Origin of the sequence: Flammeovirga pacifica (genome assembly GCF_000807855.2) — a bacterium.
In the GTDB taxonomy this organism is placed as follows: Bacteria; Bacteroidota; Bacteroidia; order Cytophagales; family Flammeovirgaceae; genus Flammeovirga; species Flammeovirga pacifica.
In genome coordinates, this window is sequence record NZ_JRYR02000001.1 from 3,718,885 (window position 1) to 3,744,387 (window position 25,503).

The window sequence follows — 25,503 nt, forward strand, 5'->3', positions numbered from 1 at the left end:
CATGAAAATAAAAAATATATATAAGATCTTATCTGTTTCCGCAATCCTAATGGTAGGTTGTGAGAAAATGGACTTAGATGTAACAAATACTAATACACCTTCAAGAGATCAAGTTGAACAAGGTGTAAATGATGTCGCAACATTGAATAATTATGTTGGTTTAGTAGGTGGGTCGGTGAATACTTGGTATTTATCAATGTACTCAAATGATAACCCTTCATGGATGATGAATGTTATGGCTGATAATTCTACATGTTCTTGGGGTAATTTTGGAATGCGAGACACTTCTTCTGAGCCTAGGGTATCATGGAATAATTCACCACAATATTCTAATGAGACAATGACAAGAAATTTTTGGACAAATTTATATAGTAATAATACACAGATAAATATTGTCATCAAAAATATAGAAACATTAAAAAACAGTTCTGAAGACTTAAATCAAGATGATTTATATGCTGTTGAAGCTATGGCTTATTTTATTAAAGCTATGACTTATGGTAATATAGGACTTGTATTTGATCAGGGGTATATTGTTGAACCTGAGACAGATGTTAACGTTGAGCCTGTTTCTTATTCTGAAATGATTAATGAGGCAGTTGTTAATCTTGAGAAGGCTATTGAAGTTTGTGATAATCATGATTTTACAATGCCTTCAGGTTGGTTACCAGTTGTAGATCAAACCTTAACAAATATTGAGTTTAAAAAAATGGCAAGTTCTTATGCAGCAAGATTTTTATCTTATGCACCAAGAAATGCTGAAGAAAACGAAAATGTTAATTGGGATAAAGTAGTTCAATTTGCAACTGATGGAATTTCACAAGATTTATCTATTTTAATGGATGATGTGACTTGGTATAATTTTTATGTTACTTACCTAGTTTATAACGGGTGGGGTAGAATAGATATGAGAGTTATTAATATGTTGGACCCAAATACTCCAGCTACATGGCCTGAAGATGCAACTTCTTTACCTGAATCTACTTCAGATGACGCAAGATTACTTTCTGATTTTGAATATTTGTCTTCTAATAATTTTAGACCAGAAAGAGGTATTTATCATTACTCTTCATATAGATATGCAAGATACGATGAATATGTTAGTGAATGGACTACACCACTACCAGAATTTATGGTGGAAGAAAATCGTCTGTTAAAAGCGGAAGCTCTTGCACATAAAGGAAATCTTTCAGAAGCTGCTAGTATTATTAATTCAGGTACTAGGGTAACAAGAGGTGGATTAACGCCAATTTCTTCAGGAGCTACTAAAGAAGAGGTATTGAATGCTATCCATTACGAAAGAAATATTGAATTGATTCTAACAGGACAAGGAATTCAATTCTATGAGATGCGTAAGAATGATTTATTACAGAAAGGAACTGTAAATCATTTCCCTGTACCAGGTCAACAGCTAGATGTTTTACTTTTACCTAATTATACTTTTGGTGGAAGTATTGGTATCCCAGGAATTGATTATTCAGACAAAGGCTGGAAATAAAAAGAATTTGAATTAACTAAAGCCATCTAGTTTAATAATTAGATGGCTTTTTGTTTTTGAATTATAGTTAAATATTATTATTTTTTCAATAAAAACAGCATCTTTGCAAGCATCAAAATATAATCTCTGAATACCATTCTTTATTATGGACAAGATCTTGATTTACGATTTCGGATCGCAGTATACACAATTGATTGCGAGACGCGTAAGAGAGTTAAACGTTTATTGTGAGATTTTTCCTTACAATCACGAACCTAAAATTAACCACGCTGACTATAAAGGTGTAATCCTTTCAGGTTCACCTCACTCAGTTTTAGAAGATGATGCACCAAACTTTGATGTATCAGACATTAGAGGTAAAATGCCTTTATTAGGTGTTTGCTTCGGTGCACAAATGCTTGCCCATCAGAATGGTGGAACAGTTGCACGTTCAGAGCACCGTGAATACGGTCGTGCTAACTTGGACTTTATAGATCATACTAGTCCAATGTTTAAAGGCATTCCTGCTGAATCTCAAGTATGGATGTCTCATGGTGATACAATCACTAATCTTCCAGATAATTTCAAAGTAATTGCTAGTACAAGTAGTATTCCTGTAGCAGCTTATAGACTTTTAGGTGAAGAAACTTTCGGAATTCAATTCCACCCAGAAGTTACTCACTCTAAAGATGGTAAGTTTATGCTGCAAGATTTTGTAGTAGGAGTTTGTGGTTGTAAACAAGACTGGACACCTGAATCATTTGTAGATGCTACAGTAGCCGAACTAAAAGAAAAGTTAGGCGATGATGAGGTAATTCTTGGTCTATCAGGTGGAGTTGATTCATCTGTTGCAGCAGTTTTATTACATAGAGCAATTGGTAAAAACCTTTACTGTATTTTTGTCGATAATGGTCTTCTTCGTAAAAACGAATTTGATTCAGTATTGGAATCTTACAAAGGTTTAGGCTTGAATGTAAAAGGAGTAAATTCTAAAGATTTATTCTATACTGAATTAGAAGGAAAAACAGATCCTGAAGCAAAAAGAAAAGCTATAGGTAAAGTTTTTGTTGATGTATTCGAAATGGAGTCGAAATTGGTAGAAAATGCCAAGTGGTTAGGTCAGGGTACAATTTACCCAGATGTAATTGAATCGATTTCTGTTAAAGGACCATCTGCAACTATTAAATCTCACCATAATGTGGGAGGTTTACCAGATTACATGAAATTAAAAGTAGTGGAACCATTAAACACTTTGTTTAAAGATGAAGTACGTTTAGTTGGTAAAACACTAAATATTCCTGATGAAATTTTAGGACGTCATCCATTCCCAGGACCAGGTCTTGGTATTCGTATTTTGGGTGATGTAACTGCTGAAAAAGTAGCGATTTTACAGGAAGTTGATCATATCTTTATCCAAGGTCTTAAAGATCATGGTTTGTATGATCAAGTATGGCAGGCAGGCGCAATGTTGCTACCTGTACAGTCTGTAGGTGTAATGGGTGATGAAAGAACATATGAAAAAGTAGTGGCTTTAAGAGCGGTATCATCTTTAGATGGTATGACAGCAGATTGGGTACACCTACCATATGAATTCTTAGCTGAAATAAGCAATAATATCATCAATAGAGTAAAAGGAGTAAACAGAGTTGTTTATGATATTAGCTCTAAACCACCTGCAACAATTGAGTGGGAATAATCTAGTCTTATCTATATTAACTAGTTAGCTTTTAAGAGCTAACATCAATCACAAAGGCGAAGAATTTTCTTCGCCTTTTTTATTGATTTCTATTTTTTACTAATTATATTTTTAATTATTCTTATGAATAATATAATTAATTCAATCTATTTATATTAATGTAGTTTGAATCTTATAAAAACTTAAAAATTTAACAATTTAAGTTTCTTTATTTTTCATAATTGTACTAACCTTGTGTTAATAAAGCAAAATTTGATAAGCTAAAAATTTTTTTACGACAAACTTTCGCGCCGTACAAACACGACTCAACTTCATGAATAAGCTAACTTTATTATTTCTATTTATTTGTATAACTAATTCATTTTCACAAACACATGGTGTAATTGGAGATGATTTAGGAGTGTATTGTGGTAAAGTTAAATTTCGTCCTCCTTCATTTCTAAAGAGTAGCTTCATTGGTGGAAATTATACTTTTGAAGTCTGGGCAAGAGACCCAAAATATATAATTAATGCTAATAAAGAAGATGATTTTTTAAACATTGAAGATGATGGATGGGTAAGTGTTTTCACACAAGTAGTACCGGGTAATGCAAGTGTAATTGAAACTGATGAATTAATTGGTGCAGATACAAAGTATTTAGGAAAGCAATTAAGAATCAAAGTGAAAAGATCTTCTTTCGAAAGTCAATATATGTATTTTTACATATTACCTAACTTACTAGAAGACAACTTTTCAATTAGTACAGCAGCTATTGATGAATGTAAAGGACGTTATATCGATTTGACCCTAACAAATTTAAGTTACAAGAACAAAGAACTTAATCTTATTGTATATCCTAAAAATGACAATGGCAATTGGTATACAATTGATAATAGTAAAGTGCCAAAAGTACAAGCTGTATCAATATATAGTGATGTTATAAAATTTAATGATACAGACGAACCTATTGTTAATGATCAAAATAAAAATTTAGAAATAGTAAAAATAGGTAATAAAATTAGACTCTATTTTAACGGTGATGAGGATCAAGGTTTTTTTGTTCAAATAACTGAAACATCAGGAGATACAGAACAATTTGTGACCTACAGTCAATACCTCGAAGATTTTATATCAATAAATAGTCTTCAATCTTCTTGTCCCACACAATTTGAAATAAACTTTAACGGAATAACAAAGGAAGTATTATCAGTTGAAGGAGTACAAATTAACCCTGGAAATCCTAGTTTTTATAATCATACAGAATCCACATACTATGGAATTAGTTCCATAAATTTTACTGCTTCTGGTGGTTATTATGGGAATACAAATAGTGGTTATAGAGATATAAGTCAAGATATTTCAATAGACAAAAAAGATCCAGAAGAATATAGAAGTGAACATACTATTGAAGATATAATTATATCAACTAATTGTGATCCTCGCGAAACTAGTACATTTAATATAAATTTAACAAGTCCTGACGCTCCGACTTTTACAGTAGAAGGGATAAACATTGATAATTCAAACCCGTCGGGTACCATTAATGTTAGTAATTTAAGTATTGATGATAATAATACTGATGGTTACAGTTATACGTATAAACTATTTGAAAATAATGTATCTGACCCTATTTCAGAGCTTACTGATGTAGCATATGGGATTGATTTATCTTTTGAAAACCTTCTTGATGGAGATTATTATGTAAAATTATTTGTTACTAATAATACAACACAAAATTCTTTTTGGGTAGAAAATAAAGATATAGATAACAATAGAGTAATCTATAATATTGATAACATTAGAGGACCAAGTATTTATAATATTTCCTTAGGAAGGACAATTCCACATATATCTTCTAATTCACTTTCTGTATCATATGATGTTCCCTTTTCTATATTTGTTAGTGGACAAAATGTTATTCCTGATGAAGGAATAACAGTTACTTTAATAGATGATGATGGAAATGAAATTTCTCAAAATTTTTCAGCAAGTGACTTTGGAGTAAATAATGAATTATTGGTCACATTTAACGATGTTAATGTGGGGGTATATGACGGCAATGCTTTAAATTATAGTGTACAAATTACTGAATCTATTAATGATGTAGTAACTTATTCACAAACTCAAACCATCTCTTTACAAGAAGCAGCTCCAGTTATTATTTCTGATAATGGTACAGATCCATTATATACAGAAACGCATTATTCAATGGGAAATATCCCAAATGAGCTAGCTAAATTTTCGCTAAACATTCAAGGTGACCAAGATTTAACATATTACATCTACAAATCTTATATAAATAGAGATGGAGATATTATTTGGGAACCGTTGCCAGAAAGTGTTAATATTCAACCTTCTGGAAATAATATTGATATTAGTTCACTTTATCCAGATTTTGAATATAGATTATTAATAACAGATAGACTTTATCCCAATGATACTGACAAGAATACAATTGTGAGTGCTTTGGATGAACTAGGTAAAGATGAATATGCTGGTCAATGTTGGGTGTCTTCAAGCGAATCGTTTTCAGTTGTACAAGCTGCTGTTGGTGATTTGTCGTTAAGTAGTCAACAAGCATTAACAGATGACTTTCAGATCATTTGTAATGGAGGTAATGTGTCTCTAAGCTCGACAATTACTTCCACTATTGATGGTTATCAACCTCCTTACTATTATATTGGGTCTGAAGCTCCAACTCAGGTAGATCAATTTGAAAGAATAAATACTTTAACTGATCCATTATCTTTTGACACTGAAGAAAGAGGGAATTACAAGACATTTCCTGCTGGAAACTATTCTATTTATATTTTAGAAAAACCTGTTTATGACTTACTGTCTACTAATGATTTAAGAGGATTTTATTCTGCCACTTCTTTTGTATTAAACGAACCAGAGATTATTGGTATCACATTATCTATTAATGAAGAATATAGAAGTGAGAGTGATCAAATATTTCATGTATCTAGATTTGATGGTACAGATGGTAAAGTTGAAGCTACTGTAATAGGAGGTCAGCCACCTTATGCATTAACATTACAAGATGAAAACTCCTCAGATAATTATTTTCAAAGTGATATTGCTACTTCTTATGAATATTCAGGATTGAAAGGTAGTGATTATACAATTAATACATTATCAGACAATTTAGGTTGTACAGCATCTAGTACTGTCAATTCAGTAACTTTATCTAAACCAAACCCACTTCAAATTGATCAATTTGAGTCTGTACATAATTATGGAGGTTTAGGATATGATATTTCGGAGTATCAAGGGAATGATGGAGCTATTTCTATAAGCGTATCAGAAGGTATTGAAAATTATACTGCTTACCTTTATCATAAAAATGAAGGAGAAACACAGTATACCTTAGTAAATACATCTGCAACTCCATTTTCGGATATAGAAGTGGAGGAGTTCACAGGTTTGGAAAAGGGCTATTATAAAGTGGTAGTAGTTGATAAATATTTTAATCAAACTCTTCCAACACAATTTTCAAATCTATCTACAATTGTAACAGATAACTCATCTATTTCAGGAGATATTGTAATATCAGAAGATATTGAATTGGTTGAACCTGAAGAATTAATTGTTACTATTGAGAGTCTTGAAAATTATCAAACTCATCCAGATTCATCTGCTTATCATGTACAATGTAATTTTGGAAATAAAGCTAAAAATGGTATTGCCTATTTTAATATATCAGGAGGTATTCCATTAACTCATCCGGTACCAACCGATGGTCAATATTATCAATTCACTTTTAATAGAGGAGCTGAATCTGTAACAATAAATGTAGATGTTACTAAGAATGCCGAAAATAAATGGGAAGTGGTTTCAAATGTAAATCAAATCCATGCTGGAATTTTAGAAATCACCGTTGAGGATTCGCAAAATACTATAGCAGAAACAAATACAACCTTAATCCCTCCACATGCAATAGAAGTTGCTTTCTTAAAACCTAAAGCACCGGATTGTATAGATGCTAATAATGGCACTATAAAAATGGAAATTAAAGGAGGAATTCCTGTAGCTGTTGGTCAATCTTATACATTAACTTTTGGAAATGATATTAGGATTTATGAAGATCTTGAAGATTATAATGAAGCAGAAGGTAGCAAAACATTTACTTTAAAAGATGCTTATAGTTGTCCATGTGAAATAATTGACGATACTCAAACAGAGTATGTAGAAACTTTCTATGAAATTGACCAATTAAATACTATACAAACTTTTAATCAAGCAGCAGTTGATGAAATTAATCTAGATCCAATTGTTAGAGATCAATGGTCTGGGCCTACTACTTTTATGTATTATTTATCAGATTACTTTCCATTTTCTATAGAAGTACAATCTGATTCTACTAGTTGTTTTGAAGCAGAAGATGGTTTTTTTACAATTTCAAATTTTTATGGGGGAGCAGGAGAGTTGTATTCTCTTGAGGTGAGAAAAGGAATCCAATTAATTCAAGTAGAGGAAAATATTTCAGCTACAGATCAAATAGTAATTAATAACCTTGAAGCTGGAACATATACCTTATCCTTAAAAGATGCTCTATGTACTAATTATAGAAATATTGATACAGTATTTGTTACTAGATATGTAGGTCCTACTGGAGAGACTGCTTCATCAGATCAGTTTGCTTATGGACAAGCAGCAATTAGAGAGCCTGACCCTTTAATTGCTAATATTACTCCAATACAAACCTCTTGTTATGGCACTCCATCCGGAGAATTATCAATGAATATTACAGGAGGTCATTTACCTTATACAATAACAGTCTATGTAGAAAATACAGCTAATTTAGGGGGATATGATTCTTTAGTTTATTCTCAAACAGTAGATAGTCATGATGTTATTGTAGATCAGTTATTCGGAGATAAAAAATATAGAGTTCATATTTCTGATTTAATGTCATGTGAAGTAGAAACTCGATATGAAAATGCTTTAGAAAAATTTGATGATAATTTGAAATACTATGGTGTATATTATGTTGAGGAAAGGCCAAGTATAATATTACCATTGGTTTCAAATATTGGAGCTTTAGATCAATCATGTGAAAATATTCTAGATGGTAGTCTTTGGTTCAATACCTTAGGAAACTCTTCTGGTACATTATTTAGATGGATAGATAGTAAGGGAAATTTAACTGCTGAATTAAGTGTTACAAACCCCAATTCGATTGAAAAGTTAGAATGGCAATCTTTACCATCAGGAAACTATACTTTACAATTTAGAGAAAGTGAAAGTTGTGATTGGAAGACAACAACTAGAGTGAAAAATATTGAAATCTTACCAGCATTAACTCTAGAAATTGATAAAGTACTTCATGTTAGTAATGACAATTATACTGTTTTTCTCAATGCAAATACAATAAAAGGAAGTCTGAGAATTGATAAAAAACAAGCTGATGGTAGTTGGTTGAATATACAATCTCTAACTGTAAATCATGAAGCTATATTTTTAGAAAACCTATCTGAGGGAGAGTATCAGTTTACATTATATTATGATGGAATCCCTGAATGTTCATCGGATATAAAAATATTAGATACAAATACAGCTGATATTGTAGAATTTGCAGCAATCGTTAATACGAAAGATCCTTCATGTGGGAACACACCTAATGGTACGGCATCATTTGAATTAATCAATAGAATTGCTGCTGATATAAGAAATATAAGTTGGAAGGATGAAAATAATAATATTTTAGGAACAACTTCTTCGATAAATAATCTTTTAGACGGAAATTATATTCTAGAATTAGAAGATAATAATGGAATAAAAGTTCAATCTTCTTTCACTTTAGCTAGCCCTGATGATTTATCTATTATTAATGAGTTAGCTCTCGCCCCGAATTGTGTTGATGGAATGGACGGTCAAGTTATTTTACAAGTTTTGGGAGGGGCATCAGAAAATTATAATTTTAATTGGGTAGACATTAATACATTAAGGTCAGTGTCTAATGAGAAAATTCTTACTAATGTTCCTTCTGGAACGTATGATGTAACAATTGCTGATTCAGATAATCCTACATGTACTACTTCTACAACAGTAGAAATACCGGAAGCGAAAACACTTTTTGTAGATAATATTGTGATTTCTAATCCCACTTTTAATGGAGTTAGTAATGGTAGTATTTCAATTTCGCCAAGAGGAGGAGTTGGACCATATATTGTTTTTTGGAAAGATCAACAGCAGTATGGTAATACATTAGAAAACCTTTCAATTGGTAGTTACCCAGTTTTAATAACTGATAAAAATAATTGTCAAAAAGATACAATAATTAATATAGATCAACAGCCTGAATTATTAGCTGTTACTATTCTTAATAAGGAGGATGAAGCTTGTTATGGTGCAAGAAATGGATCTGTAGAGATTGAAATAACAGGAGGGACGGCTCCTTATTTTATAGAATGGAATAATAACCAACGAGGTAACACCTTATCAGGTGTGTCTGAAGGAACATACACTGCTAAAGTAACAGATGTATCAGGGTTTTCTTCGTCTTTTGATATTAGTATTGGGGGGAATACTCCTATGGTTATAACTCTTAACCAAATTATTCATCCATCTTGTGTAGGAAGTGCTGATGGAAGTATGATTTTAGATATTACAGGTGGCACAGGTGATTATCAATTTGATTTAGGGGCAGAAGTTAAGATTTCTAATGAAGGAAGTATATATACTATTTCTGGTTTTGAAAGTGGAAGATATGATGTAAATATAACAGATGAAAAAGGTTGTTCTGCATCTATTTATGATAACCGTTTTATTGATCCAGATCCTATAGTTATAACTGATTTTATTGTAACGGAACCTTTATGTAACGGTGGTGCAGATGGAAGTATTGAACTTATTGTTAAAGGAGGTTCAGGTAATTATAATTTTGTTTGGGAGGGCTATACTTCTAATCAATCAAAACTTGAAAATATTTCATCAGGAATATATAAAGTAACAATTACTGATGAAGATAAAGGTTGTTTGGTAGAAGAGAGCTTCTTCTTATCAGAGGTTTCTCAACTTAGTGCAAGTATTGTAAATCCTAAAAATCCCTCATGTGTTGGGGAATCTGGAGGATCAATTAATGTAATGGTAACTGGAGGTACTGCTCCATATACGTATTTATGGTCTGATGGTCAAACAACTTCAACTGCAACTAACCTTGAGGCTGGTAACTATTCAGTAACGATTACAGATAAAAATCAATGCTCAATTAGTTTGGATCACACAATCATAGATCCTCAACCTATTCAGATTAATGTTCCGAACTTACAAGAATTAATAGAAATATGTGAAGGAACAACATTTTCTTTAAATGCTGGAAGTGAGTGGAGTAAAGTAGAATGGACTTCTGATAGAGGACTTTATTCTGAAGAAAGTGAAATGTTATTTACATCACCTGGTAATTATCAATTGAAAGTGACTAATACTTTGGGCTGTCAAGAAAGTGTTTCTTTTGAAGTGGTAACAAGAGATGATTTGCTAAATGCTAATTATGTGATAGAGTCATCGCCAGAGCATGGGATTGATACTTATCATATTATAGATCTTTCTTGGCCTATACCTGATAATATAGAATGGTCAATTGAACCAAAAGTAGCAATAATTGATAGTTCAGATCATGAACTAGAAATAAGATTTATTGAAAAAGGGACGCATACAATAACTCTTAGAGCAATGTTGTCTGGCTGTCTTGCTGAGATCCAAAGAGAGATCGAAGTAACGACAAGTACTAATGGAAGATTGGTGATTTTTGATCCAAAACAACAACCTGATCAACAAGAAGTAGAGGTGGTTTCAATGGATGTTTATCCAAATCCATCAAATGGTCATCTAAATATTAATATTGAATTTATTGAAACTATGGATGCGGTATTAACATTGATAACATTAGGTGATAATAAAAAGATTTGGGAAGAAAATCTGAGAAATAAGAGTAACTACTCAATGATTTACAATAATACTAAACTACCAACTGGTCTATATCTTTTACAACTCACTACAAATAATACTGTTCATGTTGTAAAAGTGATGATAATGAAATAATTAAAAACAAAAATGAAGCTAGTAAAACTATTTTTTTATTTACTAACAATTACGACTTTAAGTTTTAATCAAGTAATGGGACAGGGGTTTGAAGAGAAATTTTTCCCTAATCTCCCACTGGTAAAAAACTCTGACTTAATTTCCGTTGATTTAAATAATGATGGACAACAAGATATCATTATTGCTGGTGAAGATGCCTCAGGATCTTGGTTATTACAGGCATTACAATTTGATGGTTCACAATGGGTAAATCGAAGTAATGGCTTAACTGCTGTTCATCATCCTAAGTTAAATTCTTTTGATATTGATAAAGACGGTTTATTTGACTTACTAGTTTGTGGACAAGATGGACTAGGGAATGGGATAGTTACTGTTTACAAAAATTTAGGTAATGGTAATTGGTCTGATATCACTAATAATTTACCTCAGTTGTCTCAGTCAAATGGTTTATTTGGCGACTTCTTAATGAATGGAAACAATGGTTTGTTATTAACAGGACTTGAAAATGGAACAGCGGTAACAACATATTTTACCTATCAGCAAGGTGATAATTGGGTAGAAAATCAAATAAATTTACCTGCTGCTTATAATGCTGAAATGTTGGCCTTTGATGCTGATGGTAATGGAACTTTAGATATTTTTATTGGCGGGAATAATAGTTTTGGAGGTCTCTTGTCTCAAATATATTTAAATAATGGGAAAGGGAATTGGACCCCTGCATCTACATCATTTGCTACATTAACTTCACAAAATGTAAAATTAGCTGATATCAATAGAGACGGTAGGTTAGATATCATTCAAAATGGATTTGGAAGTGGTGGTTTATCAATTACAAAGTTATTTTTAAACTTGGCATCAGGGTGGGTAGAAACCAATTGGGATATTCCACAAATAGCTGGAGGTGATTTAACCTTTTCAGATTTTAATGCCAATACATATCAAGATATAACCATTACAGGAGTAGATAATGATGGAAATAAGCAAACTTATATTTTGTTTAATGATGGAACTAAGTTTGTGGATAGTAGTATCGCTTTATCCGATATATCTGCAGGAAAAATATTAGTAACAGATTGGGACAATGATCAGAACCTTGATTTAATTCTTACTGGAGAAACTTATGTTGGTATCAAATCTATACCCTATAATAATATTCAGAATGAAATACAACCAATAGTCAATTCACCTTCAAACCTCCAAAGCGTAACCACTCAAAATAATGTTGAAATAAGTTGGGACAATGTAGATACAGCTATTGGTTATGATATTTTACTTGGTACTTCCTCTGGTAACTACGACTTATATCAAGGTAACGTCAATTCATTATCGAAAAAAATAAGATTTCAACCATATACATACGTAAATCGACTTAACTTATTTGAATTACAAGAAGGTAAATACTTTTTGAAAGTGATTGCTAGTGGAAGTAATCATCAAATATCTTCACCTTCAGATGAGCATGAATTTACGATTTGTGATAAACCGGATTTAGGTGAAGACATTACTGTTTGTAGTGGTGTTGATTTTTCCTTATCAGAAGGAACAGTAAACGATGTGGTTGTTTGGTCAACATTAGATGGAAACCAGTTAGGCCAAGGGAAAAGTCTTACAATATCTCTTTTAGCAACTACAGATATTGAAGTAGCAATAACAAAACCACTAGGTTGTACAGTAAAAGATACTATACGAGTAAATATTTTAGAATTACCTATAGTTGATATTGAGGATCAACAATTATGTTTCAATTCTACTACTCAACTAACTGTCACCGGAGATTGGCAGAAAGTAAGATGGTTTGAAAAAGGAATAGAAGCTCCTATTGAGGAAGATAATTGGTTCATTATTATTGATGTAATAGAAACGAAAGAATATGTAGCAGAGATTACTAATCATGAAGGTTGTATTAGTTACGATACTACGAAAGTTGAAATGATCACACTACCAGAATTTACTCTCGGTGAAGACATAGAGATATGTGAGGGAAATTCAGTGATGATAGAAATAGAAAATTTAAATGTATTTGAAACGATTGAATGGTATTCTAATTTTTCAGGTAAACTTGAAAACGATAATCAATTAACTTATCAACAAAATATTTTCAGTGATGAAACTTTTTGGGTAAAAGTAACAAGTCTTGAAGGATGTGAATTTTCAGATACTATAAATGTCAATAAACTTGCCTTACCTGAGTTTTCATTAGGTGGAGATATCTCTATTTGTGAAAATGAAGTAGTTAACTTTAATATAGGGGAAGCATCTGATAAAATAGAATGGTATTTAAAAAGTACAGGCAAAGTTTCTGATAATAATGAATACACTATGACCGTTACAGAAGATGATTCTCTTTGGTGTGTTAGAACAAATGCTTTAGGATGTGTATGGTCGGATACTATTTATGTAGAGAAGCTGAAATTACCTGAATTTGATTTTCCAGAAAAGGTTGAAGTGTGTTTCCAAAATGAAGTAACATTAAATGTTGATGGAGATTGGAAAAGTACTTTATGGTTTGATATTCATGGAAAACCATTAACAGAAGAAAGTTCTAAGAATTACACTTTTACAGTGACTGATAATGCTCAAGTTATTGTGAAAGTAACTTCTTGGCAAGATTGTATAACTTTCGATACTGTGGATGTTGAAATGATTCCATTACCGATAGCAAAAGCAGGTGAAGATAAATCAATTTGTACTAGTCAATCTGTTAAAATTGGTGCTAATACTAATTCAGCTTATACATATTTATGGATCCCGTCTAATGGTTTGAGTAACGAGAATATAGCTCAACCTATAGCAAACCCTAAGTCAACAACAACTTATTATCTTAAAGTTACAGATACAAAAGGTTGTATGAGTGTTTTAGATTCTATGACTGTTTTTGTAAATGAGTTTTACTCAGTAAATGCCGGCATTGATCAAGAAATATGTAAAGGTGAAGGAGTAGAATTAGGAGGCTACCCTATTGTTGAAGGAGGTGAAAATAATTATACTTTCTCTTGGTACCCTGCAGAAGGTATTGATGATCCTAATGTTTCTCATCCTATGGTGTTTCCTGATAAAACAACTGAATATATAGTGACAGCTTCACTAGGAGATTGTATATCACATCAGGATACAGTAAAAATAACAGTAAGAGACTTGCCTACGATCACTATAAGTGAAGACGTTGCCATTGGATATAAGGGTGAAACTACTTTAGAAGCAAAAGGTGGTAAATATTATTTATGGATGCCAGATTATAATATAGATCAACCTAATATAGCTACACCAACTGTAAACCCTGAAGTAACAACAACTTACACAGTAAGAGTGATGTCAGAATTTGGATGTTCCTCAACAAAAAGTGTCACAGTACATGTAGGAAACGAAATATTCATCCCCAATCTGTTTACTCCAAATCAAGATGGTAAGAATGATTTATTTCTGGTTTACGGAAAAGGAGTTAAGTCAATTTCTATAAAAGTGACAGATCAACAGGGGGCATTAGTCTACAGTTCAGATAATGTAAATGATATTATGAGTGTAGGATGGGATGGAAAAATGGGAAGTAAAGAGCTTCCATCAGGTACCTATTTTTGGAAAATAAATGGAATCTACGAAGATGGAAGTGAAATTAGGTTTAAAGGAAATAACACAGGAACTATTAATCTATTACGCTAAAGCAAATGACTGAAATATTAAATAAAATAAAATGGTTAAGTGTTTTCATTCTTTTGCTAGTGCTTTCAATAATGAAAACAGAGGCTCAAGTATCAGGTTATGATGCATTAAGAGAGTATGCACCTTTAAGGATATCACCTGCTTGGGGAGGATTTAATACAGATGCTTCCGTTGGTTTATTACATAAATCTATTAATTATGGTGAAGGAGTTCATAGAAGTAGAAGTATTGTAACAGCTGTGCTACCATGGATAAATAAAGAGACTAAATTAGTTCAAGGCGGTGGAGGACTTTATTTTCTAAATGAGTCACCATCTCAGAGTATCGGTTTTAAAACGCAAGAAATAGGAGGCTCTTTTGCCTATACAGTTCGATTGAATAAAAATCATGATTTAGCCTTAGGTTTAGGAGGGTCATGGACTTCCATTCAACTTTCAACAGATGGTCTTACGACCGGAAGTTTGTGGCATCCAATATATGGATTCATTCCAGATGCAGAAATTAATGAAATTATTCACTCAGAAAGAAATAGTTATCTAAGTGTTTATAGTGGTCTATTATGGTCTAGTTTAGACAAATACAACCGAGAAAGACATAGATTAGGAGTAAATATATACAGAATGAATTCCCCTGAGAATAGATCTGATTTATCTTCTGATTATTTAAACCTTGGTTATAGTATTACTGCTTCAATTACCATGTGGGCTCATCCTAGTCTTTCGATTACACCTGATATGATTTTTGAATATGCAGACAATAGACAATTTATTCAAGGGGCAGTTTGGGGTGGTTATCATTTCTATAATGAAAATCCAACTGATCCAATTAGTACAGGAAGTTTAGCTGCTGCATTATCCTATAGTAATAATGGGAGTTTTGGTCTTGGATTTAAGTTTGATCAAAAAAATTATGAATTAGCCATGTTTAATTATTTTGGTACTAGATCAAATGATATATCTATGCCAAACCAATCTTCTTTTGAAGTTGCATTTAAATTAAAAAATGTACGAGGCAAAAGAAGAAGGAACAAAGAGACATATTATAAATCAACAGCTGTAAGTGATCATTCCCAAAATTATAAATACAGAACATTTAATGAAGATAGAGAAGCTATTGTAACAGATGCTGATGATATCGATCAACCTTCTTCAAATGATTTTGTAGAAAAGGAACCTAAATCTGGTAGTGTAGATAAACCCATCATTTATACTTTACAGTATAGATTAAACGAAACAAGGCTCACAAGAAACTCTCAGCTTCAGCTCGATTATACTGTAAAGCTTCTTATGGATAATCCAGATTTAAGTATAAAGATTATTGGACACAGTGATGACTTAGGAATGCCAAAAGTGAAAGCAAAGATAGCTTGGGAGAGAGCAAAACAAATCCGAGACTATTTTTGGACAAATGGGGTTGAAAAACACAGAGTTCAAGCCACTTCTAAATCAGATAATGTACCATTAGTTGATAATGATACGGATGAAAATAGAGCACTAAATAGGCGTGTCGAACTTTTAATCTTTGAAAGATAATGAGAATAACAAAAATGATTATATCGTTATTATTATTACTATTTACATTTAATAATGTAACAGGACAAGTACTTGGTGTAGATGATTATTTTGTTAGAGCCATTAGTTTTAATGCTAAGACGTTTTTTCCTTGTTCAAGAACTGATAGGGTTGGAGGTTTACCTACGACTTACTTAAAAAAAGGAACTTTATCTGGACAAATAATATTTTCATTGAAAGATTTACAAGGAGAATACATTAGGTATAAGGAAGATGGTATTAACTTTTCCGTTTGTGATCCTGGGACAGATGTTGAAGGAGGTGGAAAATGTAGGTGTCAATATGTAGAATTGACACAAGTAACAGGACCTTATGATGAAAGTTTTGGATTTACTATATCTAATCCAAACAATGATACTGAGGGAGAAATAGAATTAATTATAAATAAAGAAGGAATTAATTTTACTATTAAATTATTGTGGTATAGAATAATAGAATCAAAACCTATTAAAGTAAACTAGATTTTAAACATAATCTTTTCAAATTTTGAAAGCTCGATTTTTTATAGCGTTACTATTTTTTATTACTCTGAGCAATACTTTCTCTCAACAATTAGATAAAATTGGCAAGGAGAACCCTGTTAAAATCTCTGGAGGACTGTCTTTTAACCAAACAGCTTATAGTGCTTGGGGAATGGAAAGTAGACGAGACCCATACAGGTATATATTATCTGGTAATTTGAATTTTGATGTATATGGAATGGCAATCCCTGTTTCATTTACCTATTCAAATCAAGATTTTAATTACAACCAACCTTTTAATCAATTCTCTATTTCACCTACTTATAAGTGGTTAAATTTTCAATTGGGTTATGGTAATGTGAGTTTCTCTCCATATACTCTTGGTGGTCACACATTTTTGGGTGCTGCGGTTTCGGGTAGTCCAAATGACCGCTGGGATTTTAGTGTGATGTATGGTAGATTAAGAGACGCTGTTTTATATGATGAAGAAAATCAGAACGGGGAACCTTCATTTAGAAGAATGGGGTATGGTTTTAAGACAGAGTATCGTCATAAAACAGGTAATATAGGAGTGACCTTATTTAAGGCAAAAGATGACCCATCCTCTTATAAATCAGACAGCATTCCAGAAGGACTTCTTCCTCAAGATAATTTATCAACTAGTGTCTATTTCGGGCAAGAAATTGTGAGCAATTTGACGATTCAATCTGAGATTGGAGTTTCAATTCTTACGACAAATACAAATGCAGAAAAAGCAGCGAATAAAGGGACTGATTGGTTGTTTAATTCTAGAACATCAACTTCATCTTATTGGGCAGGCAATTTTGGTTTAAATTATCAATTTAAATCTTGGCTTTTTGGAACTTCCTATGAAAGAATAGGACCTGAGTATAGAACGCTAGGAAGTTATTATGCTAATAATGATTTAGAAACCATGAGTCTGAATATTAATGGTGCTCTGTTTAATTCGAAAGTAAATATTGGCGGTAATTTTGGAACACAAAGAAATAATATCGATGGGGAAAATAGCTCTGATATGTCCAATTTTAATATGGCATTAAACCTTAATTGGATAGTTTCAAAAAAAGTAAATACTAGTTTTAATTATTCTAATTTTCGATCATATACTGTTATCAGAGACCAGTTCGAAGTGATTAACCAATCAGATCCTTTACATCAATTTGATACATTAAACTATACACAATTAACTGATGCTGGTAATTTAAGTGTGAATTGGAATATCAGTGGATCAAAAAAAATAATTCAAAATCTTAATTTAAATCTTAATTATCAACAAACATCTGATCAACAGTCAGATCAAGCGGTAAATAATGCGAATAGTCAATTTTGGAATGGAGCTTTAGGATGGAATTGGGGGAATAAACCTTTAGATCTAAGGTTGGGATTTAGTGCGAATGGAAGTTATTCTTTTGCAGGTAATGATATTCCATCAACATTTACTGCGGGACCTACTATTAGTTGTACAAAAGGCTTTTTAGATAAAAAAATTAAAGCAAGAACAAGTGTTTCAATGAATCAAAGTAGATCAGATAATATAGTACAATCTACTGTAATTAGCTGGAGGTTAGGAGCGTCAACTACTTTAAATAAATCTCACTCTATTAATCTTTCTTCCGCTTTAATGAATAGGCAACGAAAAATTGAAGCAGAAGATAATTCTATCACAGAGTTAACTGTTACTCTTACTTATGCATATAGGTTCTCAGCCTTCAATAAAAAAACAAGAAAAAACTAACTTAAACAATAACTAATACTACTCGACTAATGAAAAAAACATTCATCATATTACTTTTTATTATTGGTATTACCAATGTTTTTGCGTCTGTAGATGATCCAATTAGTCCTGCAGAAAGTAAATCGTCAAAGTTTAAGTTTAAAAAATTTAGGTCATTTGATGTAGAATTACCAAAAGAGGAATCTTTAGAAAATAAAGAGAACTTTTTTAACGACGATAAAGAACAACCTGTATCAAAAAAAATAGCCAATATTAGAGGGGCTTTAAAGAAAGTAAAAGAAAACAAATTATTTACTTCTGTTTTTTCTGAAGCTGATCTAATTTCTTTACCTGTAGGTATTCCCAAAAAGGTAGGTAATACTGAGTTTATTATTGTAATTGATAAGGTGAGATTAACTCCTCGAGGAACTTTAATTGATGTGGGCTTAGTAATCGATTTTCCTAACTCAGATCAACAATTAGTTTTTGGAGCATTTGATGTAGCTTTTAGTCAAGAAAGGGGATTCGGAGGGCTTGGTAAATTGGCTTTGCTCAACAATTTTGAGGTCAACCTTTCAAAAGATATACGTTTAAATTTTAAAGGAACGACACAAAACGGCCAAACATTTGTCAATTGGGGATGTGATGGATACCAAGACATGGCTTTAGATTTTGAGGTAATATTTAATAAAGATCTTATTAGGCCTTGTGATGCTGAAGGGAATCCAATTCCTAAAAAAGAGATCATAGTTCCTGTTACATCACATATTGAAACTTTTGATGAATTAATCGTTGCTGTCAACCTTCCAAGATTTAGAATGGGTGAAGATCATGATCGAGGATTTATTTTTGAAGCATCAGATGTAGTATATGATCAATCTGAAACGAGAAATGCAAATATTCAATTTCCTGAAAATTATCATTCTACAGAATTTCTAGAAGAAGATACCAATCTTTGGAAGGGGTTTTATATCAGATACGCTGAAGTCACAATGCCAAGTGATTTTGATAAGGTAATGTATGAAAACCATTCCAGAGATAAGGCTATAAAAGAGGCAGAAATTATATTAACAGATCAACAGAAAGCAGAAATGGCGAAAAGTGATAGTACTGCTTTAGCCAATGCTAGTAAGCACAAAACATCTTTTCAAGTAAGTAACTTAATTATTGATGATTATGGTTTAACAGCAAATTTCCAAGGCCATCAACTACTGTCATTAGAACAAGGAAATCTTGGTGGTGGTTGGGGACTATCACTAGTACATATTGAAGTAGAAATCCTTAAAGGGCAATTCATTTTTGCTAACATGAGTGGCGACCTTCAAGTCCCAATCACAGATGATAATACACTATTAGCTTATGTAGCTGAAATAAGACATGGAGGGGATTTTCACTTTTATGCAGAAAATAGAGAAACATTACCTTTTGCTCCATTTGGTGATCAAAGTGAATTATTACTGGATAATACAATAATCACAATTGAGTTGACAGATGGTATTTTTTATGGAGCATTAGAAATTGATGGATCCATGAGTGTTAAATCCAAAGATTCGTCATTAGAATTAGCTGATATTGATTTTCAAGGTTTATTAATGGAAACTCGAGCTCCTTATATTTCTGTAGTCGCATTTGGTGCTAGTTCTGAGGCTATTGCTCAAAAATTATCGGGAAAAAATCTGACAATAAATGAAATAGGGATGTCTGCAACAGATGGTAATGTATCACTTAATGTAGATGCAACTATATCTCTTCACTCAGGATCAGAAGGTTTTGGTGGAGGAGGAGCTATTTCTGTTTGGGCTTATCGTGATAATGATGGGTGGAAATATAATGGCACTATAGTTTCAAAAATTACTATCGAAGCAAGTAAAACGGGAGTTTATGACATAAAAGGTACGATTGCAATTTTACAAGATGATGAAACTTATGGAGATGTATTTATAGGAGTTGTGGAAGCTCAACTAGGTCCAACTTGTGGCGCTAGTATTGGGATGGAAGCTACTGTAATGTTTGGTAAAAAAGACGATCTTAATTATTGGTACATAGATTGTTTGGCAATACTTCCTGAACCAGGTTTAACAGTGGGAACCATATCTTTCCAAGGTTTTGGAGGGGGCTTGTATTATGGAATGTCTAAACTTCCTTCCGATATGGTTACTGCTTCAAATATAGAATCTGCAACAGGAGGAGTTTACGTGCCAGATGCAAGTGTAAGTTTTGGTTTAAAAGCCATTATCATCTTTGCAATTCCTAAAAAAGAATCAATGCTTGCAGAGACCACTTTTGAAATGACCTTTAATAGAGGGGGTGGTATAAGGTACGCTATGTTTGCAGGTTGTGCTAGTATTATGACACCTCCTATGCCTCCAATTAAATTAGAAGAATTAGCTTCAACTGTGGATAACGAAGCCAAAAAAGATGCGAATGGAGAAAAACAAGAGGTAAAAAATATTGAGCCAGAAAAAGTGAGTTATGGAAGTGCCTATTTGAAAGAAGGAAATTCAAAGGTATTTGCTAAAATTCTTGTTGAAATGGATTTTCTAAATAATTCATTCCATGGTGAGCTTTCTGTTACAATTAATGCCGGAGCTATTGAAGGAGGAGGAGTAGCTGTTGTACATATAGAAGAAGAATCATGGTATTTACATATTGGTACCAACGAAAACCCAATTCAACTATCTTTCTTGGGAGGAGTGGAAGCATCTTCCTACTTTATGTTTGGAGATAATTTACCAAGTGGATTTAAGGCTCCTAAAGAAGTGATTGATATTTTAGGGAAAGATCCTACAGCTGATATTGATAATAGCAGAAATGAATCATTAATAAGCGATGGTAGAGGTGTAGCATTTGGAGCTGCAATTAAGTTTGGAACACCTGATCTTAACTTTTTAATGTTTTATGCAGATATAAAGGCAGGGTTAGGATTTGATTTAATGGTGAAAAACTACGGGGCAGGAGCTGTTTGTGCAAACACTGGAAGACAAATTGGTATTAATGGTTGGTTTGCTCAAGGTCAGATTTACGCTTACATAAAAGCAAAAATTGGAATCCAAGTAAACCTAAAATTCATAAATGGAAAGTTTGATATTATAGACGCAGGGTTTGCTGCCTTACTACAATTTAAAGGACCAAATCCAATATATGCTTTCGGTATAGTGGGAGGCAAGTTTAATATTTTAGGAGGGATGGTTAAAGGAGAATGTAGCTTTGAATTTACACTAGGAGAACAATGTATTATACAAGGTGCAAGCCCATTGGGTGGAATGGAGATTATAGCCTCGATGTCCCCTTCTAATCAAAGCGAGGATGTAGATGTATTTTCGGCCCCACAAGTAGTATTTAATGTACCTATTAATAAGACTATGCAACTTGTTGATCCTAATACTAATGAGAAGAAAAGCTATAAAATTAATGTTAAAAAGGTTCAATTAACTTCTAGGCAATCAGGAGATGCAATTTGTAATGTAGAATGGAATGAAGATAACACTACTTTAGTGTTACAGCCTGAAAGTATGCTAGAAAATGAAGCCGATTATGCTTTCTATATAGTGTTAGATTTTAGAGAAAAGAAAGGAGGTAAATGGGTGGCAGTTAATTCAGATGACGTCTTAGCAAAAGGTCTTAAATTTAAATCAGGAAAACGACCTGAGTATATTGACCATAGTAGAGTACTAGTAGCTTACCCGGTAGAAAGAATGATGAACCTTCATATTGAAGAATCTGATAAAGGATATCTTGAGATGGAACAAAAAGGTTGGGATTATTTATTTGAAGTAGACAATCCTGATAAATGGGAAGTAAAAGCAAGATTTACTAGTTATAATAAGGAAATCACATACGGAGATATTAATTATAATGATAATCAAAAATTAGTGTCTTTTGATATCCCAACTGAAATGAAGACAGGTAAAATTTATACTATGGACTTAGTTCATTTACCAAAAACATCATTTAATGTCGACGATAATGTTGTAGAAACTAAAGAAAATGTTCAGATAAATAACGGTGGTGAAAATAAGTCTTCTGTTGAAATAACTAAAAGAAATTCAACTGGAGAAGTGTTAGAATCTAACGAGGAAAAAGTGTTCTATACATCATCATTTAGAACAAGTCAGTGGAAAACATTCCCTGAAAAAATAAGAAATCTTCATTTTTCAGAAGGAACAACAAGTGTTTTACCAGGATCGTTTAGATTCCAAATGAGCACGTTTTTTAATGCAATAAACAATGAAACGTTGGATGATATTGAAGTAAATGGGAGTAAAAATTCTGATCCGCTAATTAATATTAAAGTTGATTTCGAAGATCCTCATTTTAAACACTTGATTACCCCTTTAATGTATTTTGAATATCCTTTGGCAGGAGCTGAATTAAATTGGAGAAATGCTGAAAGTGGTTTTGGGTGGGTAAAACCAACCAATTCTTTATATTTTGATGATAACCATGAAAAAGGCAGTCTAACATTATCCGATGATGAACTATTATCCGGTAACTTAAACTATCATAATGGTTACAGGATCTTTTATAACCCAGATTATTTTATAGGTAAAGACTTTAAAGATTTTCAAGCAGAATTGGAGGATTTAAATGATAAAGGTTTACTTAATATTACTAATCCAGTAGTTGAGAAAAAGATAGATTTGATTCGTGTTGGAATTGGAGCACCAAAATTACAGGTAGGTGAATACCATATAATCTCAACCTATACTCTACCTGGTAAAAAAGTTCCATCATCAACGTTTAAAATTAAAATGACAAATAATATTCAATAGCCTTATGCTTAATAGAATAAACTTAATATATATCCTGACTTTGGGAATTCTATACTCAATTAATGCTCAAGATGAAGTATTAATTCCTGAAATAAAGGTACTAGGTAAAGTAACAGAAAGTGAAAACCATTTGAGGTGGGCTCCAAATAATTCTTTGTCTTGGGATCTACTCAGAAAATATGGGTATAAAGTTGAAAGAATTACCACATTTAGAAATGGTAAACTTTTAGATAACCCCGAGAAAAAGTGGTTAATTAATAAGTTATTACCTAAACCAGAAGAAGAATGGGGAAAAGCATTTGATGCAGATACATCAGATATGTATATCGCAGTGGCAGCTCAAGCTATTTATGGGACGTCTTTTGATGTTTCTTCCTCATCTATGAATAATTCACCTTTAGCTTCTATAGTTCATCAAGTAAAAGAAAGAGAGGCAAGATTTTCATATGCATTATTTGGGGCAGATCAATCAAAAAAAGTAGCAGAACTTTCTGGGATAAGTTGGACTGATAGAGAAATCAAAAAAGGAGAAAGGTATTTATATAGGGTGTATTCTTTGGTACCAGATTCTATTGAAGTAATCAAAACCGGTAAGGTTTTATTAAATACAGATGATGTTAAACCATTACCCAAACCATGGAATGTAAATGCCTTTTATAGAGAAGGCCAAGTTCATATAGTATGGAATTGGTTTGTATTAAGTGATGTGTACAATAGTTATTGGGTGCAACGATCAGATAACAATGGAGCATCTTATACTGATTTAACTGAGGTGCCGTTTGTTCAACCTTCAAAAGACACACCTTCACCTAACATGTTATTTGTAGACACATTAGGTAGTCAGACAGGTGATTTTTTATATAGAATTAAAGGTAAAGATTCTTTTGGTGATTGGGGACCATATTCACCCCCTTATAAAGTAAATGTAAAAAACAGCATGAATTTTACTCCAAAGATTGATGTAAAGGAAGATGAAATTTCAGGTAATGTAAGGGTGTCTTGGGAAATAAAAGAGAATGAAAAAATTGGAGTGAAAGCTCTTTTACTTGTAAGAGGTGAAAATGATAAAGTCTTTAAGGACACACTTAGTAAAAATATACCTGTTCAAACAGGTGATTTTCTAGATATTGGGCCAGGTCCTTCTAACTATTATAAGTTAGGAGCACTTGGAGAAACAGGTGATATAAATTGGTCTTTGGTTTCTTTTTACCAGACGATTGATAGTATTCCACCTGATGCACCTAAAGGTTTGATAGCTACTATTGATTCTTTAGGTAGAGTTGATATAGAATGGGACGAAAATATTGAGTCAGATATTTTAGGGTACAGAGTTTATCGTTCAAATGAAAAAAATGGGCAATATGCACAAGTAACCAATAAAGAAATAAAAGCTATTTCTTTTCAAGATTCAATTAGTATAAAAGTATTAAATAAAAAAATCTTTTATAAGGTTCTCGCAATAGATTTAAGAGGTAATCCTTCTAACTTTTCAGATCCATTAGAAGTAGCTAGACCAGATATAATTCCTCCATCAGCACCTTTAATAGGCAAAACATCAAATACATCAAAAGGTCCTTCTTTTGAATGGTATCCGAGTGCAAGTAATGATGTAATGTATCATTTGATTTATAGAAAGGGAGCATCAAAAGCAGAGACGTGGGAACTTATTAAGGAATACCAAAATCCTCTAGGAAAGCAAACATTTACTGATTCATCAATTGTTACAAATCAGGTTCATTATTATCTAATGATTGCAGTGGATGAATCTGGGTTAGAATCTATTCCTACAAAACCTGTTGGCTTACATTCCTATGATAATAAAGTGAGGGCAGGGGTAAAAGATTTAAAGATTTCACGAAAAGAGAATGCCATTGACTTAGACTGGGTTTCTCCAATCTCAGAAGAGTTCTTTGTAGATATATATAAATCAATTGATAACGAACCTATTCGTTTTTATAAAAGGTTAGATGGTGTATCAAGTAAATTTACTGATAATGAAGTAAAAGATGGAAAGGTATATTCATATAGAGTAAAAGTGAAATATAAAGAAGGAGGATCCTCAAATTATAGTTCTAAAGTCGAACTGAAATATTAATAATATCAAATTA

Annotated in this window: 9 protein-coding genes; all 9 read left to right on the forward strand. The window is 32.3% G+C overall.

Annotation, left to right across the window (positions count from 1 at the left end; genetic code table 11):
* The first annotated feature begins 1 nt into the window (after position 1).
* Positions 2 to 1,498 carry a RagB/SusD family nutrient uptake outer membrane protein gene (locus NH26_RS14605; protein ID WP_084812190.1) on the forward strand — a complete coding sequence of 499 codons (1,497 nt, stop codon included), beginning with the start codon at positions 2 to 4 and terminating at the stop codon, positions 1,496 to 1,498.
* A gap of 142 nt (positions 1,499 to 1,640) precedes the next feature.
* Positions 1,641 to 3,173, forward strand: coding sequence for a glutamine-hydrolyzing GMP synthase (gene guaA, locus NH26_RS14610; protein WP_044227352.1), 1,533 nt, complete (start codon positions 1,641 to 1,643; stop codon positions 3,171 to 3,173).
* 313 nt (positions 3,174 to 3,486) lie between these two features.
* Positions 3,487 to 11,199 carry a T9SS type A sorting domain-containing protein gene (locus NH26_RS14615; protein ID WP_044227355.1) on the forward strand — a complete coding sequence of 2,571 codons (7,713 nt, stop codon included), beginning with the start codon at positions 3,487 to 3,489 and terminating at the stop codon, positions 11,197 to 11,199.
* Positions 11,200 to 11,211: 12 nt separating this feature from the next.
* Positions 11,212 to 14,856, forward strand: coding sequence for an FG-GAP-like repeat-containing protein (locus NH26_RS14620; RefSeq protein ID WP_084812191.1), 3,645 nt, complete (start codon positions 11,212 to 11,214; stop codon positions 14,854 to 14,856).
* A gap of 5 nt (positions 14,857 to 14,861) precedes the next feature.
* On the forward strand, positions 14,862 to 16,388 hold the full coding sequence (locus NH26_RS14625) for an OmpA family protein (protein ID WP_084812192.1): 1,527 nt from the start codon (positions 14,862 to 14,864) through the stop codon (positions 16,386 to 16,388).
* Positions 16,389 to 16,402: 14 nt separating this feature from the next.
* Positions 16,403 to 16,888 carry a hypothetical protein gene (locus tag NH26_RS14630; RefSeq protein WP_139263081.1) on the forward strand — a complete coding sequence of 162 codons (486 nt, stop codon included), beginning with the start codon at positions 16,403 to 16,405 and terminating at the stop codon, positions 16,886 to 16,888.
* Positions 16,889 to 16,913: 25 nt separating this feature from the next.
* Positions 16,914 to 18,644 (forward strand): TonB-dependent receptor, encoded by a 1,731-nt coding sequence (locus tag NH26_RS14635; protein ID WP_044227364.1) that lies wholly within the window; start codon positions 16,914 to 16,916, stop codon positions 18,642 to 18,644.
* A 29-nt stretch (positions 18,645 to 18,673) separates the two neighbouring features.
* The gene (locus tag NH26_RS14640) at positions 18,674 to 23,395 is read left to right on the forward strand and encodes a hypothetical protein (RefSeq protein ID WP_044227366.1); all 4,722 of its coding nucleotides are present in this window, start codon (positions 18,674 to 18,676) and stop codon (positions 23,393 to 23,395) included.
* A gap of 4 nt (positions 23,396 to 23,399) precedes the next feature.
* A complete protein-coding gene (locus tag NH26_RS14645; protein ID WP_139263083.1) occupies positions 23,400 to 25,490 on the forward strand; it encodes a fibronectin type III domain-containing protein in 2,091 nt (696 codons plus the stop codon).
* Positions 25,491 to 25,503: the final 13 nt, after the last annotated feature.